Annotated in this window: 19 protein-coding genes; 9 read left to right on the top strand and 10 right to left on the bottom strand. The window is 28.7% G+C overall.

The window, feature by feature from the left end:
- Nucleotides 1-32: 32 nt before the first annotated feature.
- Nucleotides 33-1,022: an AAA family ATPase gene (locus tag ACR0QS_RS00815; RefSeq protein ID WP_432631545.1), complete on the bottom strand. Its 990-nt coding sequence runs from the start codon at nucleotides 1,020-1,022 to the stop codon at nucleotides 33-35.
- A gap of 56 nt (nucleotides 1,023-1,078) precedes the next feature.
- Complete coding sequence (locus ACR0QS_RS00810; RefSeq protein WP_432631544.1) at nucleotides 1,079-1,585, bottom strand: BatD family protein; 507 nt, start codon at nucleotides 1,583-1,585, stop codon at nucleotides 1,079-1,081.
- Between the two features lie 123 nt (nucleotides 1,586-1,708).
- Between ACR0QS_RS00810 and ACR0QS_RS00805 the strand changes: the two genes are divergently transcribed.
- The 3 genes from ACR0QS_RS00805 (at nucleotide 1,709) to ACR0QS_RS00795 (ending at nucleotide 6,940) form a co-directional block, all read left to right on the top strand.
- Complete coding sequence (locus tag ACR0QS_RS00805) at nucleotides 1,709-2,485, top strand: META domain-containing protein (protein WP_432631543.1); 777 nt, start codon at nucleotides 1,709-1,711, stop codon at nucleotides 2,483-2,485.
- A 205-nt stretch (nucleotides 2,486-2,690) separates the two neighbouring features.
- Nucleotides 2,691-5,081, top strand: a complete 2,391-nt coding sequence (locus tag ACR0QS_RS00800) for a penicillin-binding protein 1A (RefSeq protein ID WP_432631542.1) — start codon at nucleotides 2,691-2,693, stop codon at nucleotides 5,079-5,081.
- Nucleotides 5,082-5,095: 14 nt separating this feature from the next.
- Nucleotides 5,096-6,940 carry a conjugal transfer protein TraB gene (locus ACR0QS_RS00795; protein ID WP_432631541.1) on the top strand — a complete coding sequence of 615 codons (1,845 nt, stop codon included), beginning with the start codon at nucleotides 5,096-5,098 and terminating at the stop codon, nucleotides 6,938-6,940.
- Between the two features lie 99 nt (nucleotides 6,941-7,039).
- Here the strand turns inward: ACR0QS_RS00795 and tsf are convergent, their stop codons facing one another.
- Together tsf and rpsB are read right to left on the bottom strand one after the other, a co-directional pair.
- Nucleotides 7,040-7,894, bottom strand: coding sequence for a translation elongation factor Ts (tsf, locus tag ACR0QS_RS00790; protein WP_432631540.1), 855 nt, complete (start codon nucleotides 7,892-7,894; stop codon nucleotides 7,040-7,042).
- 68 nt (nucleotides 7,895-7,962) lie between these two features.
- Nucleotides 7,963-8,775 (bottom strand): 30S ribosomal protein S2, encoded by an 813-nt coding sequence (rpsB, locus tag ACR0QS_RS00785; RefSeq protein WP_432631539.1) that lies wholly within the window; start codon nucleotides 8,773-8,775, stop codon nucleotides 7,963-7,965.
- A gap of 355 nt (nucleotides 8,776-9,130) precedes the next feature.
- Here rpsB and ACR0QS_RS00780 point away from each other — a divergent pair, with 355 nt between their 5' ends.
- From ACR0QS_RS00780 to ACR0QS_RS00755, 6 genes are all read left to right on the top strand, one after another.
- Entirely contained in the window at nucleotides 9,131-12,715 is a 3,585-nt protein-coding gene (locus ACR0QS_RS00780) for a DUF7149 domain-containing protein (protein WP_432631538.1), read from the top strand.
- Nucleotides 12,716-12,753: 38 nt separating this feature from the next.
- Nucleotides 12,754-12,927 (top strand): hypothetical protein, encoded by a 174-nt coding sequence (locus tag ACR0QS_RS00775; protein ID WP_432631537.1) that lies wholly within the window; start codon nucleotides 12,754-12,756, stop codon nucleotides 12,925-12,927.
- 5 nt (nucleotides 12,928-12,932) lie between these two features.
- The gene (locus ACR0QS_RS00770; protein ID WP_432631536.1) at nucleotides 12,933-13,127 is read left to right on the top strand and encodes a hypothetical protein; all 195 of its coding nucleotides are present in this window, start codon (nucleotides 12,933-12,935) and stop codon (nucleotides 13,125-13,127) included.
- A 3-nt stretch (nucleotides 13,128-13,130) separates the two neighbouring features.
- Nucleotides 13,131-14,339, top strand: coding sequence for an SIR2 family protein (locus ACR0QS_RS00765; RefSeq protein WP_432631535.1), 1,209 nt, complete (start codon nucleotides 13,131-13,133; stop codon nucleotides 14,337-14,339).
- On the top strand, nucleotides 14,336-16,264 hold the full coding sequence (locus ACR0QS_RS00760) for an ATP-binding protein (RefSeq protein ID WP_432631534.1): 1,929 nt from the start codon (nucleotides 14,336-14,338) through the stop codon (nucleotides 16,262-16,264). Before ACR0QS_RS00765 ends, ACR0QS_RS00760 begins: the two co-directional genes overlap by 4 nt.
- A 135-nt stretch (nucleotides 16,265-16,399) precedes the next feature.
- The gene (locus tag ACR0QS_RS00755) at nucleotides 16,400-17,347 is read left to right on the top strand and encodes a DUF1848 domain-containing protein (protein WP_432631533.1); all 948 of its coding nucleotides are present in this window, start codon (nucleotides 16,400-16,402) and stop codon (nucleotides 17,345-17,347) included.
- A gap of 3 nt (nucleotides 17,348-17,350) precedes the next feature.
- On the opposite strand, the gene ACR0QS_RS00750 is transcribed toward ACR0QS_RS00755, so the two are convergent.
- The 6 genes from ACR0QS_RS00750 to ACR0QS_RS00725 form a co-directional block, all read right to left on the bottom strand.
- Nucleotides 17,351-17,623 carry a hypothetical protein gene (locus ACR0QS_RS00750; protein ID WP_432631532.1) on the bottom strand — a complete coding sequence of 91 codons (273 nt, stop codon included), beginning with the start codon at nucleotides 17,621-17,623 and terminating at the stop codon, nucleotides 17,351-17,353.
- Between the two features lie 93 nt (nucleotides 17,624-17,716).
- Nucleotides 17,717-18,337 carry an OmpA family protein gene (locus ACR0QS_RS00745; protein ID WP_432631531.1) on the bottom strand — a complete coding sequence of 207 codons (621 nt, stop codon included), beginning with the start codon at nucleotides 18,335-18,337 and terminating at the stop codon, nucleotides 17,717-17,719.
- 29 nt (nucleotides 18,338-18,366) lie between these two features.
- Nucleotides 18,367-18,906, bottom strand: coding sequence for an OmpA family protein (locus tag ACR0QS_RS00740; RefSeq protein WP_432631530.1), 540 nt, complete (start codon nucleotides 18,904-18,906; stop codon nucleotides 18,367-18,369).
- Nucleotides 18,907-19,009: 103 nt separating this feature from the next.
- Nucleotides 19,010-19,777, bottom strand: a complete 768-nt coding sequence (aroD, locus tag ACR0QS_RS00735; protein WP_432631529.1) for a type I 3-dehydroquinate dehydratase — start codon at nucleotides 19,775-19,777, stop codon at nucleotides 19,010-19,012.
- A gap of 25 nt (nucleotides 19,778-19,802) precedes the next feature.
- On the bottom strand, nucleotides 19,803-20,663 hold the full coding sequence (aroE, locus tag ACR0QS_RS00730) for a shikimate dehydrogenase (RefSeq protein WP_432631528.1): 861 nt from the start codon (nucleotides 20,661-20,663) through the stop codon (nucleotides 19,803-19,805).
- A 37-nt stretch (nucleotides 20,664-20,700) separates the two neighbouring features.
- Entirely contained in the window at nucleotides 20,701-21,828 is a 1,128-nt protein-coding gene (locus tag ACR0QS_RS00725; RefSeq protein ID WP_432631527.1) for a hypothetical protein, read from the bottom strand.
- Between the last annotated feature and the right edge of the window lie 149 nt (nucleotides 21,829-21,977).

Raw genomic sequence — 21,977 nt, 5'->3', positions numbered from 1 at the left:
TATGTAAAATTAAAAATCTAAAAACGATTTAGTTAAGGAACATTTATATTTGAAAGCAATTCCTCTATAATCGTATCGCTTGTTATATTTTCCGCTTGCGCTTCATAACTTATACTAATTCTATGCCTCAATACTTCATAAGCAACCGCTCTTATATCTTCGGGCATAACGAAACCTCTTCCCTGCATCATCGCGTTCGCTTTCGCCGCCTTCGTCAAATATATTCCCGCTCTCGGAGACGCTCCGTAATCTATATATTCGCTTTTAAGTTTATAATCGCTCGGATTTCTTGTTCCGTCTATTATATTGATTATATAATCCAATAATCTTTCTTCTATATGAATTTGATTTGCAAGTTTTCTTAATTTTTCTATCGTTTCAATAGTCGTTATTGGATTTGTCGCTTCGGGTTTTGAAGTCGACATATTTTTTATTATAGTTTTTTCCTCGCTTTTATTCGGATATTTAACTATGACTTTAAGCATAAATCTATCTACTTGAGCTTCGGGCAAAGGATAAGTTCCTTCCTGTTCTATTGGATTTTGAGTTGCAAGAACCAAAAACACATCTGGAAGTTTATAAGTTTTATCTCCAATCGTCACTTGATGTTCTTCCATCGCTTCTAATAATGCGGATTGCACTTTTGCAGGCGAACGATTTATTTCATCCGCTAATATTATATTTGAAAATATCGGACCCTGTTTCGGCAAAAATACGGAATTTTTTATATCGTAAATTTCAGTTCCTATTATATCTGCTGGAAGCAAATCTGGAGTAAATTGTATTCTCTTAAAAGAAGCGTCTATAGTTCCCGCTAAAGATTTTACAGTTAAAGTTTTGGCAAGTCCTGGAACTCCTTCGAGCAGAACATGTCCATCGCATATAATACCCAAAAGAAGTTTATCTATCATACTTTCCTGTCCGACAATTACTTTTTTGATTTCGTTTTTAATAGCGTTTATCACATCCAAAGCCGCGTTTGCCGCTTCCGATATTGCCTGTAAATCTTTCGATTCTGTCATTTTTTACTCCGTTTTTCTTTATTTAATAGTTTTTTAATTTTTATTTTTTATCATTATCAAGTTCTTTGAGATTTTATCGCTCTATATACAAAAAATACGATTAAAAATATTATCAAACATTCCACTATCGTAGCGATTAAAAAAGGATAACTAAAAACTCTTATTCTATATTCTTGCATAATCTCTTCATGCGGAATCAAATTTGCAAGCGAATTAATATCGTTTATTATTTCGTAATATCTCGCTTCAAGTTCTGGAATTTTTAATTTTCCTTTTCCAATCGGTTTTAAAGTATAAAATATTCTATATTTTGAAATTGGCGACTGACTTTCTTTATCCGACAATTCGCTTTCGATTCTTTTATTTATTACTTCAAAATCGCTTATCGCGTTTTCATTCAAACCTTCCACTTTAAATGTTCCCGCGTCTCCCGTAAATTCCAAAGCATATTCTATATTCTGCCATTTATAAATAATTTTTTTATTTATTTTTCCTTCGACAATAATCGTAGAATGAAGAATATTTGAAAATAAAATTAATAGTAAAAAAATATAACTTTTCATTGAGAGTAGATTATATAAAAAAATCTAAAAAATTTCAACTTTCACTTTTGACAAATTTTATTTTTTATATTATACTATATCAATAAAAATTAATTAAATAAAATACTAAAAAAGGATTTAAAAATGATAAAAATAATAATAAAAATTATATGCATTTCATTTCTACTAATAATTTCATGCGGAAATGAAAATTCAAAATCAAGCAAAGAATTAAATTTAGATGGCGAGAATTTAACAATATCCGATTTAAATGAAAGCGAATTAATCGGAAAATCTTTTATTCTTTATAATATTTTCCCCGATTATAATATTAGCATTTCATTCTATGATGCAAATAATCAAGTATTCGGTTTAGCGGGAGTAAATACTTATAGAACTTCTTATAGCAAAAATAATGACGAAGTAAAATTTTTAGGCATCGCTAGAACGAGAATGTCGGGACCAAGAGACATAATGGACGCTGAAAATAATTTTGTCAAATATTTGGAAAATGCTAAATATATGTTTTTGAAAGATAACGATTTGATAATAATAACTTCCGATTCTACAGTATTAAAATTTAGAGAAAATATCATAGATACGAACGAATTAAACGGGAAAAAATTCAGATTATCGAATATGCTCGAAGGAACGGAAATAACGATTTCAATAGAAAACGGTTCTTTTGTAGGAAATTCGGGCGTAAATCTTTATAATATACCGTTTCAATTAAAAAATAATGAAATAACTATAGGAGAACACGGAATGTCCACTTTGATGGCGGGACCAGAACAAGATATGAAAGCGGAAGACGAATATTTGAAACTTTTAAATTCCGCTAAATATATATCGTTTAACGATTATAATTTATGCATAAAAACATCCGACAATCAAATATTATTATTCGATTTGACGGAATAATTTTTTACCTTTTGCGTTTAAGTATGTTTTATATAGCAGCGACAAAATATTTGTTGCGCTCTTAAAAGATATATATACAAACCCATTACTTTTAAAAGCCCTATAAAATTATCGCTCGGTAGTTTTATAGGGTTATTTTTATATTGATTAATTGGAATAATTTATTTATAATATTAAAAATTAAAAAATAATTAGGAATAACAAATTGAAGTTTTTAAAAAATATAAAAGAAAAATATAAAAATATAAATATAAATCAATTCAAAAAATTTTATATAATCGTTATTGGAATAATATTTTTAATAATCACGGTAATATTTTCCATTCTTATAGCGGATATTATAATTCAGCCCGATATACAGGCGATAGAATTATACAAGCCGACAATTCCGACAAAAATTTACGATATAAAAGGCGAAGTTATCTCGGAATTCTTTACCGAGCAGCGAGCTTTGGTAGAATATAAAGATTTGCCAGAGCATTTGATAGAAGCTATAATTTCTATGGAAGATAATAATTTTATGAAACATGACGGAATAGATATTATAGGAATATTTAGAGGAACTTTAGGAAATATGCTGCTTGGAAGAAGACCGCGTGGAGCAAGCACATTAACTCAGCAAGTGGCAAGAGGAATAGTTTTGAAATCGAGAGAAAGAACCATAACGAGAAAATTAAGAGAGATATGGGTAACTTTTCAGATAGAAAAAAGATTGACAAAAGAAGAAATTGTCACTTTATATTTCAATCAAATATTTTTCGGGCATTCGGTTTACGGAGTTCAGGCGGCGAGCAGATTCTATTTTAATAAAGATGTGCAAGATTTGAATTTGGCAGAATGCGCTATGCTTGCAACTCTTCCTCCATCTCCAAATGCATACTCTCCTATTAATAATCCAAATACATCGATGCAAAGGCATAAAGTAGTCCTTAAAAGAATGCAAGACATGAAATTTATCACATCCGCCGAAGGAGATATTGCTTATAAAGAATTCTGGGAATCATACTCGGGAAAAATTGGAAGAAGAGGAACTACCGCTTATAGCGCGTCCATAGACAGAGCGCCTTATGTTACGGAATATGTTAGAAGAATGCTCGTTGAAAAATATGATGAAAAAACATTAAAAGAAGACGGATTAAAAATTTATACTACTATAGATATTGAAAAACAGGAAGCGGCTCAAAGATTATTAACGGAAGCTTTAAGAAATTATAATATAAGATATGAAGGCGGTTCTTTGGATATAAGTTCGGTTTACGATAGAAATCTTTTGAATAAACTTGAAATATTATCTTTAATGTTCGAACTTCCAGAAGATTTGACTTATAATAAATTCAATATTGCCGTTAGAGATTCTATAAATAAAAATGTTTCTAGTCCTTTGGCTTTGCTTTCCGATATGTTCGGCATGGAAGAAGTAAACGATATAATGATGGAAGTTATGAAAGCGGACGAAGCGGAACTTTCAAGGCAGATAGAAGGAGCTTTGGTTTCGATAGACCCAAGAAACGGTTATATAGTGTCGATGGTTGGAGGTTCTGGTTTTACTCCAAGAAATCAATTAAACAGAGTAACTCAAGCGAGAAGGCAGGCTGGAAGCGCGTTCAAACCTTTCGTTTATGCGGCGTCTATGGATATTACAAATTATAGTCCTTCAACTATAGTAAGCGATGCTCCGATAGGTTTCGTATTCGAAGACGGGAATTCATGGATACCAAAAAATTATTCCGAAAACTTTAAAGGAGATGTAAGTTTAAGATACGCTTTGGCAGTTTCACTAAATATAGCGACTATAAATGTTTTAAATTATGTGGGAGTGACAAACGCGATAAAATATATGGAGCCGATATTTAAAGCGGATAATGACGAAAGAAAATCAAAAAGAATGTTTAACGAAGATTTGACTTTATCTCTCGGAACGGGATTATTTACTCCTCTCGAATTGACAACGGGATTTGCAACGATAGCGAACGAAGGAAAAGAAGTAGAGCCGATTTTGATAAGATATGTTACCGACAGAAACGATGTTATGATAGACAACTTTGAAGAAGAATTAAAAAAAGAAATCGAAGCGAAAGGGGGCGCAAGGCAGGTAATGAGCAGAGATGTCGCGTATTTAATAAGCGATATTTTGTCGGGCGTATTGAGAGGCGGAACGGCAACGAGCGCGATGTATGAAGCAAAATTTACAAGAATGGGCGCGGGAAAAACTGGAACTTCAAACGACTGGAAAGATGCATGGTTCGTAGGCTATACTCCAGAACTTGCCACGGGAATATGGATTGGTTTCGATTCTTTTAAATATTCGCTTGGAAATAATCAAGTCGGGGGAAGAATTGCAGCGCCGATTTGGGGAAAATACATGGTAGAAGCGCTAAAAACCGTAAAACCGACTTGGTATAAAAAGCCGTCAAATATAGTAAATGTGGAGATATGTTCCATAAGCGGAAAATTGCCGAGCGATTCCTGTTATTCTTTAAAATCGGAATTATTTATTAGAGATAAAATTCCAAACGAAATTTGTAATGTATGCGCGAATTATTTGCAAGATTCGAGCGAACTTGACAGTATAATCGATTCATTTCTTGATTACTAAAAAGAGCGTAAAGAATGAATAAAATAATTAATATAGATTCAAATATTTTAAGATATAAAAATATTCTTGCAATTCCTTCGATTCATTCGAGAGTTTATTTTTCGTTGGCGGTTAGAGAAGCCGTGAAAGAATTTAAGCCCGATGCGATAGCGATAGAACATCCCGAAAGTTTTAATAAATCTTTAAGAGAAGCCGTGAGCAGACTTCCGTTTATAAGTTTGATAATAAGAGAGGCTGAAAACGAAGCGCTTTATATTCCGATAGACTCATGCGATTCAATTATCGAAGCCGTGCGACTTGCAATAGACGAAGAGATTCCGTTTTTTCCGATTGATAAAGATATAAATTCGATTAATCCAAATTCGCATTATTTGATGCCAGACGATTATCTACTAAATAAAATAGGACTTGAAAAATTTTATAAAGAAGTTAAATCAAATTATTCTTTTTTTAAAACGGACGCTGATAAAGAGCGGGAAATTTTTATGGCTTACAAATTAAACGAACTTTCTAAAAATTATGAAAGGATATTATTTGTAGTCGGAATGTCGCATTGGGATAATATAGTAAAAATAATGAAAAAAAACGATTATTCAAAAATAAACGATTTTCAAAACGCAGACGAAGAAAATATAAATATATACAATGTTCATAAAGATTCTTTAAATAAAGCGCTCGGCGAATTTCCGTTTACGACTTATATGTATGAATTATTTAGAGAAGGCAAATTAGACGATTTCGATAAGATTAATATAATAGAGACGATTTTTAAAGAGGCAAAATTAAGATACAAACTCCCGATATCTCTTTTACAGCAAAAAAATATGATGAAATATTTGAGGAATTTATGCCTGCTTGAAAATTATATTATGCCCGATTATATAGACATGCTTACCGCTTCAAAATGTATGATAAATAACGATTACGCTTTGGAAATAATGCAGGGAATGGAATATTATCCTTATTACAGCGAAGAAGATTATCCGACTATAAAATTGAATAGGGACCCAGCGACAAACGGAATGGAAGGACTTTTGAAAGATAAAAAAATTAAACTTAATAGATACGATAATGTTTGGAGAACTTCTTTTAAGAAAATTAAAATCGATACTCGTCCGAAAGAAAAATATGACGGAGAATGGGAAGAGGCTTGGAATAACAGAACGAATTTACTCTCGCATATTCCCGAAGATATTTCAATGGAAAAACACATGAATATTTTGAGAGATAAAATAAAAAATATGCTTACGGAAGACAAAGCGAAAATAGAGCCTTTTAGAGCGAGCGTTAAAGACGGAATCGACATGAGAGAAACGATAAGAAATTATTATAAAAACGAAATATATGTTAAAGAAATTCCAAAATTAAAAGGAAACATCGGGCATATCGTTCTTATATTCGATGACGAAAATGACGAAAACTACGATTGGAATATAGTTTGGTATAGCGAGGCTCATGATGACAGCGATTTAATATTATACGCAACGGAACCAGGAAATATTCTTGTGGGACCTGGAATTTCAAAATGCTATTTCGGAGGCTACGCTTCTTTGATGCCGCCTCAAGCTCCTTACGATATTTGGAGAGATTATAAAAAATTAAAGGATGAAGGAATCATAAGAAATTACGCCGATTTATTATTATATACGGCTATAATTTATTCGGTTGATAAATATTTAGGATATGTCGCTCCAAAACCTCCTTCGAATATTTTAAAAGAAATTGCAAAAAATTATTCGGTTGAAATCGTTTATATTCCGCTTGCCAATTTTTCGAGCGAAACTTTAAGAAAATTGAGACATTTTCATGTTTTGGGAAATAGAAGATTAAGAAGCATTGCGAAAGATTATATTATTTGAAATTTGAAATTTTATTATAATCATTAAAAAATAAAAAAGCGAGATAATTAAATCCCGCTTATTTTTTATTTAATCAAAAATTTAATTTTTTAATTCAATTTAAACGCCTAAAGAAATTATCGAAAAGTTTTTAATCGTTGCAGTAGAACCCGCTTCTTTTGATATTTCGTCAATCAAACTTTTAATAGTTATTTTATTATCGGTAAATAATTTTTGGTCTATCAAAACGCTTTCGGAATACCAAGAATTCATTTTTCCTTCGAGGATTTTTCCAATCATATTTTCGGGTTTTCCCTGCTCTCTTATCTGCTTTTCAAATATTTCTTTCTGTTCTTTAACCGCTTCTCCGTCAATTCCTTCTCTATTCAAAGCCAAAGGTTTTTCGCTCGCCACATGCATCGCTATTTGATTTGCAATTTCCAAACATTTGCCTTTAGGTTTGACATCGAATTCTACAACGCTAACCAATTTATTATTGAAATGAACATAAGTTCCGAAGAATCCGCTCGTCTTCATAACTTTAACATCGGCTAAAACGGTTTTTTCTCCCCATTTTTGAATTCCTTCGTTAATCATAGCTTGAATAGTTTCGCCTTTTTCAGATTTTGAATTCAAAAGAGCGTCTACGGAAATATCGTTTAAATTCATAGCCGTTTTTGATATATCTTTAGCCAAATTAATAAATAATTCATTTTTAGCGACAAAATCCGTTTCGCATTGAAGTTCTATGCAGGCTACTTGAGTTTTATCTTCGTTTACGCAAAAACCAATCGAACCTTCTTTAACAGTTCTTTCGTTCTTTTTGGCGGCGGTAATCGCTCCTTTTTCTTTAAGAAGTCGAATAGCTTTATCCATATCGCCATCGGTTTCTTGGAGAGCTTTTTTACAATCCATTATTCCGATTCCCGTTCGCTCTCTCAATTCTTTAATTATATCCATGCTTATATTTGCCATTTAATTATCCTTTATTAAAATTGTTTTTAATTATTTTTTATTAATTTAATTTTCTTTAATTAATTTTATTAATTTTCTTCTTGGTCCGAAACTCCATACTGTTCGGCAATAGCTTCAGCGGCTTCGGTTGCGCTATTGTCAAATACTTCCTCTTCCACTTCATCCGAAGATTCGCTTTTAGCCAAAGTTTCTTTTCCAGCTTCGTTTTGTCCTTCTATCACTGCGGACGCGATAACATTTGCAAACAAACTTATAGCCCTTATAGCGTCATCGTTTCCAGGAATTGGATAATCGATAATTTCGGGATTGCAATTCGTATCGACAACGGCTACAACGGGAATTCCTAATTTTCTCGCTTCGCTTATCGCTATCGCTTCCTGCATAGGGTCGATTACAAAAAGCATATCTGGAAGATTTTCCATATCCTTAATGCCCGCAAAATTTTTCTCCAATTTGTCTTTTTCTTTAAGAAGAAGAATAACCTCTTTTTTTGGAAGTTTATCAAAAGTTCCGTCAACTTCCTCTTTTTCTATTCTTTTTAATCTTGCGATACTTTTTTTAATAGTCGCAAAATTTGTGAGCATTCCTCCGAGCCAGCGATTATTGATATAATACATATCGCATTTTTCGGCGGCTTCCTTGATGCTTTGAACCGCCTGCTTTTTTGTGCCTACAAAGAGAATATTTCCTCCGTTTCTCGCCATCTCTTTTACGGCATCGAAAGCCTTTCTAACATAATTGAGAGTTTTCATAAGGTCGATAATATAAATATCGTTTCTCTCTTGAAATATAAAAGGCTTCATTCTTGGGTCCCATTTTCTTGTCGGATGTCCGAAATGAACTCCCGCTTCAAGTAAATCTTTCATAACAGGTAATGACATAAAAATATCCTTTTTTAATAAAATTTAAAAATAAAATAGAGCCCCGATTTTTAGGCGCTCCATCCATAAATTCAATTCGTTATTATTATAAATCATAACGCTTTTATTATCGTTTAAGATAACAATGTCTTTCTAATTAAATTATTAAAAATTCATTTAAGACATTTTGCAATTATGGAAAAAGTCAACCAATAAATCGGTTTAAGAAAAATAATATAATAATTAATAAAAAAGTCAAGCGGTAAAATTGGTAAAGATAAATAAAAAATTAATAAGTTATATTGCATAATATGATAATTTTTATAAAATATTAATTCAAAGTATTCATAATATATATTGTATTTTAGGATTCATAATGAAGTATAAACAAATATCTATAGAAGAGATTATAAAAGACTTCAAGGCTTTTCGTCCGAAAGAACAAACTATTTCGGAATTTGAAAAAGACTTAAATCAATTTTTAATTAACGCTAAAAAAGAAGATTCGGAAGAATATCAGAAAAATGAAATCAATAAATTCTTGAATAAAGTTTTTGATTACGACTGCAATGTCAAAGGAAAAATAGATTCGGCGATTTATGAATACGGAGAGCCAAGAGTAATTTTTGAAACGAAAAAGATTAATAATAAAGCGGAGTTTGTAAAAGAGAATTCAAATAATTTAGAATCGAAAGCTTTTTATGAATCGATTTTATATTTTTTAAGAGAAAATATTACAAATAAAAATAACAATATAACTTTTATAATTTTGGCGACTGCGGAGATTTTTTATATCATTGACGCTAAAAATTATTTGAATAACTTTGCGAAAAATAAAGAGATTCTAAAATCATTTAAAAACTGCGAGGAAAACGGAGGAACGGATAATAGCACTTCAAAATTTTATGATGAAGTTAAAAATATTATTCCAAAAATTGAAAATGAAATTTCTTATTTATGCATAGATTTTAAAAATATTTTAAAAGAAAAAGATAAATTAGGTTTGTTATATGTTTTACTCTCTCCGCAAGTTTTACTGAAGCGAACTTCTTACATTGACGCGAATACTCTTAATGTGGAATTTTATAACGAACTTTTATATATTTTGGGACTTAAAGAAAGCAAGGAAAACGGAAAAATTGAATATAGCGAAATTAAAAATACTTTTTATGATTCCATTTCAAAAACTTTCAAACTCGATAAAGATAACGATTTTGAAAATATTTTTTCTTTACTGATAACTTGGAATAATAGAATTTTATTTTTACGACTTTTGGAATCAATGCTTCTTAATTTTGAACATATTGAAAATCCTTTTTTAGATTTAGAATATTTGCCCGACTTTAATAATTTGAATATTTTATTTTTTGAAGTTTTGGCGAAAAAAGAAAACGAAAGAATAAATATACCTAAAAAGCTGGAAATGATTCCTTATCTTAATTCGAGTCTTTTTGAGAAAAAAGAATTGGAAATGTCGGGAAATGAAATTAAATTTTTGCAGTCGAATAATTTGAAGATTTATCAGCATTCTATTTTGAAGCGAGATAAAAATTTAAGCGCTAAATATTTGAAGAATAATAAAACGGAAGAATTGCCATTGCTCGAATATTTATTTTTATTTTTGCATGCTTATGATTTTACTACAACATTGCAGGATTTACAAAATAATGTCAAAACTAATTACGATAAACTTATCAATTCTGCGGTTTTGGGACTCGTATTTGAGAAATTAAACGGTTATAAGGATGGAAGTTTTTATACTCCGAGTTTTATTACAAATTATATGTGCAGGCAAAGTTTGGATAAAGCGGTTATTGAAAAATTTAATGTTTATTTGAATTGGGAATGCAAGACGATAGACGATATTCAAATTTCGCTCGACAGATTTATTACGAATAAAGAAACTTTTGATAAAGCGATTAAGATTTTTAATGAAATTAGAATATGCGACCCTGCGGTTGGGAGCGGGCATTTTTTGGTTTCCGCATTGAACGAATTATTATTAATAAAATATAAGTTGGGACTTCTTATAGACGAAGACGGCAAGAAATTAAAAGATATTTATTTGCAACTTAAAAACGATGAAATAGTGATTAAAGATTCTGAAAATAATATTCATAATTATAAGCGCCCGAAACATGAGAATATGGAAGCGCATAAAATACAGCGGACGATATTTTTCGCTAAAAAAGAAATTATAGAAAATAATCTTTTCGGAGTTGATATTAATCCTAATTCCTGCGAGATTACGAAACTGCGACTTTGGATAGAATTATTAAAATACAGTTATTACAAAGATATACAAAATAAATATTTGGAAACTTTGCCGAATATTGATATAAATATTAAATGCGGAAATTCTATAATTTCAAGATTCGATTTGCGGGATTCTTTAAAAAATATTCCGAAGATAGATAAATTAATTAAAGATTATAAATGCCTCGTTAGTAAATATAAGAATGCGGACGGCGAAAATTCTAAACATTCCAAAAGAGAAATTGAAATAAAAATTAACGAAATAAAAGAAAATCTAACTCTTAATTTGAAAGACCCGAAAACTATAAACAGCCTTGAAAAAGAAATTCAATTCCATATTGATAAATACGGCATGTATTTAATTGACGATAAAAATTTATTGAGCGGATTAACCTATACGAAAAATTTACTTGAAATTGAAGAATTGAACGAAAACGAAAAAGAGGAAGCTTTTGAATCTTACGGCAGAATACAAGTGTTAAGAAAAAAATTGGATTCGGTTTTGAGCGGTAAAGAATATAAGAATGCTTTTGAATGGAGGCTCGAATTTCCCGAAGTATTGAACGAAAGCGGAGATTTTATAGGATTCGATTTGGTTATAGGAAATCCGCCTTATATTGATTATAGAGAAATAGACGAAAGCACGATTAATAGAACAAAAAATTATGCGGTAAATAAGAATTCAAATCGTCCGAATATTTTTTGCTATTTTATAGAAAAAGGAATTGAGGTTGCAAACAAAAACGGAATATTAACTTTTATTAATCCTATTGCAATGTTGCAGTCCGATTTTGCTTACGGAACGAGAAAATTATTATTGGAAAAAGGATGCATTAATTATATAGTCGACTGTTCTTATATTAAAGTTTTTGACGCCGCTTCCACATATCCGACTATATACGAATTTAGAAAAAATAAAAAACAAGGTTCTATAAAAGTAATATTATGGAAAGACAATGATTTTAAACATACTCATAATATAGAGACTTATGCAAAAAATGAGCAGCTATCAATTAATCTGTCGAAACATAAAATTAATTTTAAAAAAATGCCTTTTAAAAAATTAGGAGAGATTGGAGTTCTAAAATGGGGAACTTCTCAAAGCGGATATGGAAAAAAGAAAATTTTATTAAGCGATTTTAAAAAGTTAAGTAAATCAAAACAAAAAAATTATAAGCCTATTATACAAACGGCGGATATAAAAAGATATTCTATCGTTTGGCAGGAAGAATATATACCGACTGAAATTTATTCGCAAAATATACAAGAAGATTTTAAAAAGCCTAAAATCGTTATAGCGAGAATGACAAAAAATATTCAAGCGAGTTTTGATATAAATAAATTTTATATGGGAAAATCGACTTTAATGGTAGATTTAAAAGAAAATCCTTATTATATTCTTGGAATATTAAATTCAAAACTTGCCGATTTTTGGTATAAATATTATTTTGGAGCTACTCATTTGGCATGCGGTTATGTAAGATACGATATACCTTATTTAAAACAGCTGCCAATTCCTATTATAAATTCCAATAATAAAAAATTAGCAAATAAAATTATTAGTTTAGCAAGCAGGATAATTAAAGCTAAAGAAAAAAATTCTAACGCCAATACGAATAAATCTGAAAATGAAATTGACAATTTAGTTTATGAATTATATAGTTTGTCAAAGTCTGAAATTAGGATTATTGAAAAAGCTAAATAACGGATATTGATTTACTCGATTGTTTTTTACTTCATTTTTTGTATGAATTTGAAATAAAGAATATTAAGTTTATTTGCGATTATGATAAAAATATTAGGGGCGGACTTAAGATTGATATAGACGCTATTTTGAGAGATGGAAAATTTGAGAAGTTGGTTAGTAGCGATAAGGTTAGCGAGGCGGAGATTGGAGGCATTATAGATACAATTTAGAAAATATGACTATTCCAAAAATAGATACTAAAAATAAAAAATTGTCTGATAAAATTATAAATAATGTTGATGAAATTTTGAAGATTAAAAGTAAAAATTTCAATGCGGATGTGTCTGAAATTGAGATGGAAATTGATAATTTAGTTTATAGGTTGTATAATATAAATGATAATGAAATACAGGTAATAGGTGGTAATTAATAAATGAAGAATAATAAAAAATCGCAAATTTATTTTTATAAAGGAAAAATTAATTGTTTAGAAAAAATAAAGGAAGAAGAAAATAATAAATATATACAAAATGAATTTCTTAAAGTTATTGATACACAAAATTTATCATTTTTATTCGGTGCAGGATGTTCCTCTTATAAAGAAAATCAAGATGAATTAGGTATTCCTACTATGAAAGATTTAGCAAAATGTTTTTATAAAACACTAAAAAATGATAAAGATGAAATAAAAAATATTTTTGAAGAACTTAATTTAGGCAATATTGAAGAAATTAAAGAAAATTTAGAAAAATTAATGGAAATTCTTTTTGCTCATAGTTTTATTTCCAAAATTCACAATGAACCAAATGAAGTTAACAAACTTATAAAATTTATTGAAAATTTTATTTTTGATAAATGTAATATAGAAAGTGAAAAAGTTAAGGAATTATATAAAAAATTCTATCGTAAAATACTTATGCGTGATTCTAATCTTCCAAAGGTTAATATATTTACTACAAATTATGATTTATTTAATGAAAGTGCTTTAGATGAGCTTGGAATAATTTATTGCAATGGTTTTTCTGGTATGATAGAAAGATTTTTTAATCCTTCTATATTTAGCTATGCATTTGCGGAGCAAATGGATTTAAATTATAACAAGTGGAATATTATAGATAACTTTATATATCTCTATAAATTACATGGTTCTATTAGTTGGATTGAAGATAAAGATAATAAACACTTATTTAAAATTAAAGAAATTCAAAAACCTTGTAAAGATAACGATAATTCAATTATGATTTATCCAACGCCTACAAAACAAAATTCAAGCTTCGGTTCTCCTTACTCTGATATTTTTAGAGAATTCCAAAAGAAACTAATGAGAGCTAATAATATATTAATTGTTATCGGATACAGTTTTGGAGATGAACATATTAATAATATTATTTATCAAGCTTTAACTATCCCAACTTTTAGGTTAATTGTAATTGGAGATAAAGATGTAAATGATAATACAAAAAGACTTTTTAATTTAGAAGATAATAGGATTTGGTTTATTTATGGTAATAATAATAATAAACAAAATATTCATTATTTTAATAATTTTGTAGAGTCTATTTTACCTGACTCCAAACAAGATAGAATAGAAATACAATTAGAAAAAGTTAAAGAATTTTTATATAAAGAGAATAAAAAATGATTAAAGATGATAAAACTCGAATTATAGGAAAAATTGTTTCTATTGAAACCGATAGATTTAAAGTTGAACTTTTAAGTGGAATTAAGAATTTTAATATTAATGGTTTTGATGATATACACTACTTTGCCCAAATAAATAGTTATGTAATAATTCCATATCAAAATTATTATATCGTGGCGGAAGTATCTGGTGTATATGAAAAAGATACTACAAGCACAATGAGTGCAAAAGAGCAAGAATTAAACAAAGTGTATTCTAATAAATTTATTGAAGTATTGCCTATTGGAACATTAACTGACAGTAATTTTAATTTTGGGGTTTCAATTTATCCAACACTTTATACTGATGTTTTATATATTAAGGCTAGTGAATTAGATAGTATTTTTAAAGTTGTAGAAATTGAAACAAAAGCAAACCAAAATAGAAATGAAACTATATTAAATGTATTAGAAATAGGAAATTCAGCCATATTTCCAGATTATAGTGTGAAAATAAATATTAATAAATTTTTTGGTGGGCATTCTGCAATTTTGGGAAATACTGGTAGTGGAAAATCTTGCACAATATCATCAATGATACAAAAACTTTATGAAAAAGAAAAATTTTCAGCTGTAGGATCAACTTTTATATTTTTTGATGTTAATGGAGAATATAAGCAAGCATTTGAAAATATTAATAAAAATAATAATGAAATAAGTTATAAATATTTAACAATTAATGATAAGGTAAAAGAGAAAGAAAAATTTACATTACCACATTATTTATTAAATATTGAAGAATGGGAACTTTTGCTTGGAGCAAGTGAAAAAACACAGTTACCTATACTCAGAAATGCTTTAAGATTTGTAAAACTTTTTTCAGATAATTCAAAGAAAGAAGAACAACAAAAAATAAAAAATCATATTTTAGCTTCTTGTATTTTAGAATGTTATAATTCTTCAGATTCTCCTGTTTCAAAGTATCAGAAGATACAAGCCCTATTTAAAAGAGGCGATTTTGGAGATTATAAAACAATATCTGGTTACGATTCAAAATTTGGTAATTTTTCTGATAAAAATTCAGAAGAGTCATTTACTACGACTATGCAAAACTATATTAAAAAAGAAAAAATAGAACTACCTCATTTTAATTTTAATGAAGGAGAATCTTTTACTTTTGACTTTTTAGAAGAAGCTTTAGATATGGCTATTTTATATGAAGAGGCTTATGGTAATAGGCAAATCAGAACTTATTGTGCCTCTCTAATTACTCGATTTCAAGTTATTAAATATAGAAATGAATTTAATTTTATTAAGGAAAACAATGGAATTGTCAAAGAAGAATATTTAAAAAATTTATTAGGAATATCTAATAAAAATAAAAAAGAAGCACAGATTATCATAATTGATTTAAACTCCGTTGAGGATGAAATTGTAGAAGTTGTGTCTGCAGTTATTACAAGACTAATTTTTGATATTTTAAGGCAAACAGATACAAGAAATCATTTTCCTATAAATTTAGTTTTAGAAGAAGCTCATCGATATATTGCCTATAACTCTAAATATACTTTTTTAAGAGCAAATCAAATTTTTGACAGAGTAGCAAAAGAAGGGCGAAAATATGGTTTATTTTTGCTTATATCTTCTCAACGCCCAAGTGAGTTATCAAAAACTGTGCTTTCACAATGCAATAATTTTATTGTTCATAGAATTCAAAATCCAGATGATTTATCACATATTAGACAAATGACGCCTCATATTTCAGACAATATACTCAAAAAACTCCCGTCTATTCCTACTCAACATGCATTAATCTTTGGTAATTCAGTAAATATTCCAATGCTATTTAAAGTTAATAATGCAAATCCAAAACCAAAAAGTGATGATAATGAAATAAGTAAGAATTGGTTTGTAGAAAAAGAAAAAGAATTTGATATTTTAAAATAATAACTGTTTATAACAAAAAATTTAATAAATTACGATAAGTTAATTAATTACTTCTACTCGTTCATTTTGGATTGCCACGCTTCACAAGTTCGGCTCGGAATGACAACTATTTGAATTATAATATATAATAAAAAAATGATAATAAGCGCAAGTAGAAGAACCGATATTCCTTCCTACTATTCGGATTGGTTTTTTAATAGGATTAAAGAAAAATATGTTTATGTGAGAAATCCTATAAATATTCGTCAAGTAAGCAAAATAAATCTGTCGGAGGAGTTTGTTGATTGTATAGTATTTTGGAGTAAAAATCCAGAGCCTATGATTGATAAACTGGATTTGATAAAAAATTATAAATATTATTTTCAATTTACTTTGACTTCTTACGGAGTGGATATAGAAAAAAATATTCCGTCAAAAAAAGAAAAAATATTCGATACTTTCAAAAAATTATCTGACAAAATAGGAAGTAAAAAAGTTATATGGAGATACGACCCGATAATGATAACCGATAAATACGATTTAGATTATCATAAAAAATATTTTGAAAAAATTGCAAAAACATTAAACGGATATACCGAAAGATGCATAATAAGTTTTATGGATGTTTATTCAAAAGTAAAAATAAACATGAAAGAAGTTAAATTTTACGATATTAATAAAGATACAAACTCGATAATAGAATTGTCAAAACATATATCGGAAGTAGGAAAAGTTTGCAATATAAAAATAGAAACTTGCGCCGAAGAAATTGAATTAAAAGATTTTGGAATAGAGCATGCGAAATGTATAGACGATAAATTAATCTCCGAAATAATAGGCTATGATATTAACGCCAAAAAAGATAAAAATCAAAGACTGCCTTGCGGTTGCGTGGAGAGTTTCGATATTGGGGCTTACAATACCTGCTTAAGCGGATGCGTTTATTGTTATGCGAATTATAGCGAGAGTAAAATAAAAGAAATGGTAAAAAATTACGATAAAAACTCGCCGATATTATGCGATACCATAGATGAAAATAATGATAAAATAGTTGATAAGAAGCCTTATGTTTTGAAGAAAGAACAGAGTATTTTTAATTTTTAAATATTAATTAGCAGAATAAAATAAAGCATAACTTAAATAAAATTCCAATTTAGAAATACTTGCAGAAACTTTTTTTATATCTTTGCTTTTTTTATATTCTTTTAAGAAGTCGCTTAAATCTTTTATCAAATTTTTTGCAAAGTTTATTTCAAATTTATTTAATTTTTCTTCGATTAAATTTATTTTTTCTATAAAAGAATCGTCAATATTATCCGCGCCAGAAAAAACTAAATCGGATAATAAAATTTGAAGTTCTTTAAAAATCTCTAAAATCATAATTATTTAAGTTTCTTATATTGATAATAAAAACCTCATGTAAAATTTTCTTTTTATCAAAAATTTCACATGAGGTTTAATTCTTAAATCAAATTAATTTCCCATATATGTCGTTTCTTTTCGCACATCCAATCTCGATACAAAGTTATTATAAACTCTAAAATCGTCATCGTTCGTTATAACCACGAATTCGTTTCTTCTCAAATCATCTTGATTAAGATATTCTGGAAGCGATTCTCCCAAAGGACTTTCTACAAGTCTGTTTTCGGCAATTCCGCTATTAACCAAATACAATTTAGCGTTTCTCGCTCTTTCAACGGAAAGATTATAATTGTAAGGATAAGCTATGCCGATATTACTCGTATGTCCTTCTACTATTATATTGACATTTTGATTCATATTCATAAATTCCATAACCTGTCTCAATGAAATTGGAACATTTGCTGGCATATTAGTCGAAGCAAAATCGTATATTGCCTTTGTGTCGACAACGAGTATTTTTCCTCTTTCGGTTTCTCTTATTGAAACTCCCGCTGGAAAAATTAATTCGTTACTATTCGTTATCGGTTCTTCGACTACTTCCTCAACTGCTTCTTCTACAGGAGGCGTAGGAACTGGCTGAGGTTCTTCCACAACTGCATCTTGAGTAGTTTGGCATGAAATTACGACTATTAAAGGAATTATTAAAATAAAAATCAACAAAATTTTCTTCATAAAGTTTCACCTAATTTAATTTTTAAAATTTATTCGACTTCTTTATTAACATCGAGCGTTTTAGCAAAATCGTTATATTTTTTCAAATCGTCTTCGTTCATTATAATTATGAATTCGCTTCTTCTATTTGCTTCCAATTCGGAATATTCTGGCAAAGCTTCTCCGAAAGCGTTTTTCAATAATTTGCTGTTTTGAGTTCCCAATTTTATCAAATAATTATAACTTTTATCGGCTCTTCTTTGAGACAAATTATAATTATATCGAGCGCGTCCTTCTTTACTCGAATTACCTTCGACCATTATTCTTATTCCAGGATTGTCGTTAATTACTTGATAAACCAAATTATAAGCGTCTTCATAACTGCCGATTTCTACGGTTCTGTCGAAACTAAATTTTACTTCTCTGTTATTTGCCAAATTCAAAACGCTTCCTCTTGGAGTTTCTCTAACGCTTACTCCGTTTGGAAGTTTAAGTCCTGCGCTTTGTTCTGGCGTAGTTTTTTTTGGAGTGGTTTCGCATGCAACAACCATTGCAAAAATAACCGATAAAATTAAAGCTATATTTTTCATTTTAATCCTCTCATAATTTTTATTTATATTTTCAAGATTCAAAAATATATTATTAATTATAATCGGAAAATGCATTTTTATCAGTATATATTAAAGAAAAAATTTAAATAAAATTATCGTAAATATTATCCAAAATGTATTTTAATTTCATAGCTTCGAGTTGTCCTGGCGCCGAAGAAGATTTAGCGGACGCGAATGTAATTACCGAGCCGAATATTCTTGTAATTGTTCCGAGTTTTCCCATAGATATTGCAATTATTGGAAAATCTTTTATTTCACTTATCGCCTCAAGCAAAATGATTACATCTTTTTTATTTTTCGGCATATAGGCGACTTTCACAATATCGCATTTCAATTTTATCATTTTATTTATTAGCGAAATTATATATTTTTTTGAAGGGGTTTTATCAAAATTATGATTCGATAATATAGTTTTTATATTTTTTTCTTTTGAAAGTTTTATTATATTTTTTATATCTTTTTCTTTTAAGTTCAAAATTTCCAAATCGATTAAATCGAAACATTTATTTTCTATAACCGTTTTATAAATATTTATTATTTTACTATAGAAATTATTTTTTATTTTCCCGCCTTCTTTATCGCTTCTAATCGTAAAAAGTATCGGTTTATTAGTTACTTTTTTTATATTTTTTGATAAATCTATCAGACTGTCGTTTATATTTTTTTCTTCGCTTTCAATAATATCTTCCAAATAAAAATCCGCTCGAAATTCTATAATATCGATTGGCAATTTATTTATATATTTTATGTATTTAATAATTTCTTTTTCGGTTTTTTCAATCACGGGAACGCATATTTTCGGAGCGCCGTTTCCAAGTTTAATATTTTTAATTTTTAAAATATTTTTCATTTTTATAACCTTTATTAAATTTAAATTATTTAAAATGATTAAATATAATTTCTTTAATATAATCAACGGGCATTTTTTTATTAGTCCAAAGCTCGAAAGACAAAGCGCCTTGATATAAAAGCATTCCAATTCCGTTTATAATTTTGCATCCTTCTTTTTCCGCTATTTGAAGCAATTTTGTTTTCGCAGGATTATAAATAATGTCGCAAACCGTTAAATCTTTTCTAAAAAAATTTTTATCTTCTATTAAAGAAATATTTTCTTTCATTCCAACGCTTGTCGCGTTTATTAGTAAATCGCTTTCTTCAATTTTTCTTTTCAAAATATTTTTATCTTCCAGAGAATTTAATTCTATATTGCAATTAGTTTTACTTGCAATATTATCCAAAATTTTTTTCTGCTCTTCCCAATTTTTATCTCTTTTGAATACGAATATATTTTTAATTCCCTCGAATATTGCCTGTGATATTATTGCAATCGAAGCGCCGCCCATTCCCAAAATCGTTATATTTTTATCTTTTATAAATATTTTTTCTTCTTCTAACGATTTGAAAAAACCTTTACCGTCCGTGCTGTAGCCTTTTAAAATTCCGTTATCGTTAACTATAGTATTTACGCTTTGAGAGAGTTCTGCCGTTTCAGAAATTTCGTCCAAATATTGAATAACCTCTTTTTTATTCGGCATAGAGAGATTGACTCCGCGCATATTTAAAGTTTTTATAGATTGAATGGCATCTTTCAAATTATCTTTACCCACTTCAAAAGACAAATAAGCGTAATTTAATCCCAATTTTTCAAAAGCGTTATTATGAATTATCGGCGATATGCTGTGAGCGGAAGGCGAAGCGAATAATCCCGTCAATATTGTTTTTGAATCTATTTGCATTTTTAAAACCTCCGTAAATTTTATATAATAATATTTATTATGAATTATAAGCCTTTATTTTATTAATCCAGTCTTTATATTCTTCGTCAGAAATTTCATTTAAAATTTTAAGATAAGGATTAAGTTTCGGATGAAGTTTTGTAAAATAATTCATTTCCCATTTAATCGCTTTATTCCACATTCCATCGCTGTCCATAATAATTATATGCGTATTTTCAATATCGTTTGGAATTTCTTCGGGTCCCATATCTCCGTAAATTATATTATTCAAATCGAGTTCTCCGTTTTCGTTTTCTATTTTGTATTTTCCGTCTTTGCCTAAAGCGTATATTGTATAATATTGCTGATGCGCTTGAGCTTCGATAAATTCTTTCGGGTATTCTTTTCCCGTAGCGATATTGTAAATCGTTTCGTTAAATTCGTATCCTTCAATTCCGTATCTTTTAAGTAAATCTTTTTTATATAATTCCGCTTCCATTAAAGTTATGAGATAATAACAGTTGCTTATATCGGCGGTTTCGATAAAAAATCCTCTTTCAACTTTCGGAGATAAAATTAATACTTTTGTAATATTGCAGGATTCGGCGGCGACATGCAAATAACCCAAACCTTTATTATAATTTTCCAAATATTCTATATATTCGACAGGCTCTAAACTTTTAAAATATTTTCTTAACGGAAGACTTCCGCAGGTAATCGTCATTATCGGAGCAACCATCATATCGATTCCTAAAAACGCTTCCAAAGATTTATAATCGAGTCTATACATTATTTCCAAATTTAAATTTGCAAAATCTTCTTCGGTTAATTCGTCTTCGTCCACATTATAAAATTGAGAAACATTTTCAATAAATCTGCAGGCATAATCAATATTTTTATAAAATAAATCTATGATTCTTTTTCCAATCTCTTCGTCAATTTTGTCGGTATGATAAAATGCATGAGCGATAAAATTAGCGGCGCTGTAGGATTTTAAAATATCCATATTTTCTAATTCTAAGGAAAGCGCTTTGCAAATTTCAAATTCTTCTTCATGATTATTTTTTGAATATTCTTTTAATTTTAAAAAGTTTTCGTTTTGAGAGATTAATTTTTTATTTAAAACTTCGTCCACATTTGATTTTTCTTTTGCGTATTCGATATATTTTTTTACTAAATCGTTCATTGATAACCTCTTAATAAAACTAATTAAACTAAAATAAAAATAATAATGAATTATTATAAACCATATTTCAATTAAAATCTATTGATTAATTATTATATTCGGTTTATAATACAAAAATACAGTCGTTAAATTTTTTAAATAAATTTTTT

This window comes from Brachyspira sp., from assembly GCF_050873525.1.
Classification (GTDB): Bacteria; Spirochaetota; Brachyspiria; order Brachyspirales; family Brachyspiraceae; genus Brachyspira.
Note: the sequence above shows the minus strand (reverse complement) of the source record. Positions and strands in the feature narration are given on the sequence as shown.